The 3,118-nt window shown below is 57.6% G+C and carries 4 protein-coding genes and 3 tRNA genes; all 7 read left to right on the top strand.

Going from position 1 to position 3,118, the window contains the following annotated elements; genetic code table 11:
• Positions 1-140: 140 nt before the first annotated feature.
• Positions 141-1,085: a bifunctional biotin--[acetyl-CoA-carboxylase] ligase/biotin operon repressor BirA gene (birA, locus tag CTR55_RS27335; protein WP_296291720.1), complete on the top strand. Its 945-nt coding sequence runs from the start codon at positions 141-143 to the stop codon at positions 1,083-1,085.
• Positions 1,075-1,824, top strand: a complete 750-nt coding sequence (locus CTR55_RS27330) for a pantothenate kinase (protein WP_296291717.1) — start codon at positions 1,075-1,077, stop codon at positions 1,822-1,824. The genes birA and CTR55_RS27330 overlap by 11 nt, the downstream gene beginning before the upstream one ends.
• Positions 1,825-1,833: 9 nt before the next feature.
• Entirely contained in the window at positions 1,834-2,514 is a 681-nt protein-coding gene (locus tag CTR55_RS27325; RefSeq protein ID WP_296291715.1) for an SPOR domain-containing protein, read from the top strand.
• 140 nt (positions 2,515-2,654) lie between these two features.
• Positions 2,655-2,739 (top strand) — tRNA-Tyr (locus CTR55_RS27320).
• Positions 2,740-2,764: 25 nt separating this feature from the next.
• Positions 2,765-2,838: transfer RNA gene (locus CTR55_RS27315), tRNA-Gly, on the top strand.
• A gap of 19 nt (positions 2,839-2,857) precedes the next feature.
• A tRNA-Thr gene (locus tag CTR55_RS27310) sits at positions 2,858-2,933 on the top strand.
• Positions 2,934-3,016: 83 nt separating this feature from the next.
• Positions 3,017-3,118, top strand: a 102-nt coding sequence (locus CTR55_RS27305) for a GTP-binding protein (protein WP_240448157.1), incomplete at its 3' end; no start/stop codon positions are given.

The raw sequence follows: 3,118 nt of genomic DNA, 5'->3' as shown, positions 1-3,118 counted from the left end.
TCAAGCTCCTATCCCAAGACCCCTGGTCAGCAAAGCTGGCCGGGGGTTTTGCTTTTGCGCGCGAGAAGCTTGAGCCATTGCTGCGTAGGCAATTCGGGCATGCCTCTATATGATGCGTGCCTGACTGTTGCGGGGGTGATATGCAGACCTTGCTGAAATTGTTGAGCGATGGCCGCTTTCATTCCGGAGAGGAGCTGGGTGCACTCCTTGGAGTAAGTCGCAGCGCCGTCTGGAAGCGCCTTGAAGGCTTTGAGCGTGACTACGGGATAGTCGTGCAGCGAGTGCGCGGCCGTGGCTACCGCCTCGAAGAGCCTCTGAGCATCATCTCGCCCAGGTCCGATTCGGGCTTGTGGCCTCTCGATGTCTTGTTTTCCGTTGACTCTACCAATGCCGAAGTTCTACGGCGTCTCTCTGCCGGAGCCGCTGCGCCGTTCGCCATCTTGGGTGAGCGCCAGACTGCTGGGCGAGGGAGGCGAGGGCGGCAATGGGAAAGTCCCTTCGGGGCCAATATTTATTACACCCTGGGTATCGCTGTGCGCGGCGGTGCTCAGGAGCTAGAAGGGTTGAGCCTGGTAGTTGGTCTTGCGGTAGCGAAGGCCATCCAGGCGCAGGGTGTAACGGATGTCGGCTTGAAGTGGCCTAATGACGTTCTAGTCGGTGGTAAGAAGATTGCCGGTATCCTGTTGGAGTTGACGGGTGATCCTGCTGACATCTGTAGCGTTGCCATTGGCATCGGAATCAATGTGAACATGCGCAAGGCGGACGCCATCGATCAGCCGTGGACCTCGGTACGAGAAGCGTTGAGCGGGCTGGTCGACCGCAATGAGCTGCTGCAGGCGCTGGAGTCACAACTCGCGCACGCGCTTTCCCGTCATCGCGAGCGCGGTTTTTCCGCGAGCCGCGAAGAGTGGGAATCCCTTCATCTATGGCAGGGGCGGCAAGTCGCGCTGTCCACTGTCGCCAATAATATCGTTGGGCGCGCCCTGGGCATCGACGAGAGAGGCGCGCTACGCCTCCTGGTGGATGGTAAGGAGCAGAGCTACAGCGGAGGCGAGCTGAGTCTGAGGTTGTCGGATGATTCTTGAGTTGGATTGCGGAAACAGCCTGATCAAGTGGCGGGTGGTCAGAAAGCACGACCTGGTGACTGTCGCTGGGGGAGTGGCTGATTCCGATCAGGCGCTGCTTGCGCAATTGCAGGCGAGCGAAGTGGTCGATATCCGCTACTGCCGCATGGTCAGCGTGCGCAGTGAACAGGAAACCGAAGCGCTTCGTGTTGGCCTGGAGAGCGCATTTCCCATTGCGGTGCAGTTAGCTGCGCCAGCGCCCGAACTCGGCGGTGTGCTGAATGGCTACCGTGAGTACCAGCGGCTGGGAATGGATCGCTGGCTCGCACTGGTGGCTGGTCATCGCCTGGCCGGTCGTGGTTGCCTAGTCCTCGATCTCGGCACTGCGGTCACTTCCGATCTGGTCGATGCCGCCGGCCGACACTTGGGTGGCTATATAGCTCCTGGTATGCCCCTGATGCGCAGCCAGCTGCGCACGCACACCCGGCGCATTCGCTATGACGACGAGGCGGCTGATGAGGCGCTGCAGAATCTGCTGCCAGGTCAGGAAACTTCTGAGGCGGTGGAGCGTGGTTGCGTGCTGATGCTGCGCGGGTTCGTGCGGGAGCAGGTCGAGCTGGCGAACAAGCTGTTGGGTGGCGACTGTGCTGTCTATCTAACCGGAGGCGATGCCGAGCTGGTCAAGGATGAGTCTGTGCGTGCGGTCGTGCTTCCTGATCTGGTATTTCTCGGCCTGGCACTTGCCTGTCCGATCGAGTGAGTCTGATCGATGCGTTGGTTCTTCCTTTTTCTGCTCGCCTTAAACGTCTTCTATTACGTCTGGCATCAACAGCAGGCCCCTCTTCGTCCCAAAGAGGTCACACCGCTCAGCCTGTTCCACAGTGAACAGAAGAATATTCGCCTGCTTAGCGAGTCAGCCGAAAAACCACAGCGTCGCCAGATGGAGGAGCGGCCAGTAACTGCTCTCACCTCCACTTGCGTGTACCTGGGTAGCTTCTCTGCCGAGGATCGTACTCAGCAGCTTGTCCAGCGCTTGTTGAGCCTGGATGTTCAGGCTTCAGTGCAGACTGTGGATGCAGCCGCCGGAGTGGACTACTGGGTTTATCTACCGCCCCTGGCGTCGCGTCAGGCATCGCTCTGGCAATTGAGAGAGTTGCAGGCCCGCAAGATTGATAGCTACATCATTACCGAAGGGGATCTGACTGATGGTATCTCTCTCGGAATATTCCAGCGTAAGGATTCCGCAGACAGTGTCGTCGAGCGCCTGAAGGGGGCTGGCTACGATGCTCTCGTGCGTGAGCTGGCTCGCTCGCAGCATGATTATTGGGCGGAGGTGTCGCCGGAAAGCGGGCGTCTGGTGGATGACTCTCTGGTGCGCCAGCTGGCCCCGGATTTTCCTGATCTGCAAAAACAAATAATGCCGTGTAAAAGCGTTGCAAGCCCTCAATAGTTTGAATAGAATGGCGCCCGCTTCACAGGGGTGACCTGAAACAGGGAACACCAGAAGCTGTTGTTGACGAGCTAAGCTCAAGTTTTTTAAAGAAAAACAGTTGACAACGCGGTGGCAGGCTGTAGAATGCCGCCTCACTCGGAGGGGTTCCCGAGCGGCCAAAGGGATCAGACTGTAAATCTGACGTCTCAGACTTCGAAGGTTCGAATCCTTCCCCCTCCACCAGTTTCAAGCGTGAGCCGCAAGCTCCGCGGGTATAGTTCAGTGGTAGAACCTCAGCCTTCCAAGCTGATGATGCGGGTTCGATTCCCGCTACCCGCTCCAAGTTTACGGTTTATGTCTTGCTCATGTAGCTCAGCTGGTAGAGCACACCCTTGGTAAGGGTGAGGTCAGCGGTTCAAATCCGCTCATGAGCTCCATCTCGCAAAGGCAGATATGAAAATATCTGCCTTTGTTTTAATGGTGACGTGACTTTCTCAATTCCTTACGGGAGGCGGTCAAGATGGCTAAAGAAAAGTTTGAGCGTAACAAGCCGCACGTAAACGTCGGCACCATCGGTCACGTTGACCACGGCAAAACCACTCTGACCGCTGCTCTGACCAAG

It is taken from the genome of Pseudomonas sp. (genome assembly GCF_002796985.1).
GTDB lineage: Bacteria > Pseudomonadota > Gammaproteobacteria > Pseudomonadales > Pseudomonadaceae > Pseudomonas.
This window is presented reverse-complemented; position numbering and strand designations above follow the sequence as displayed.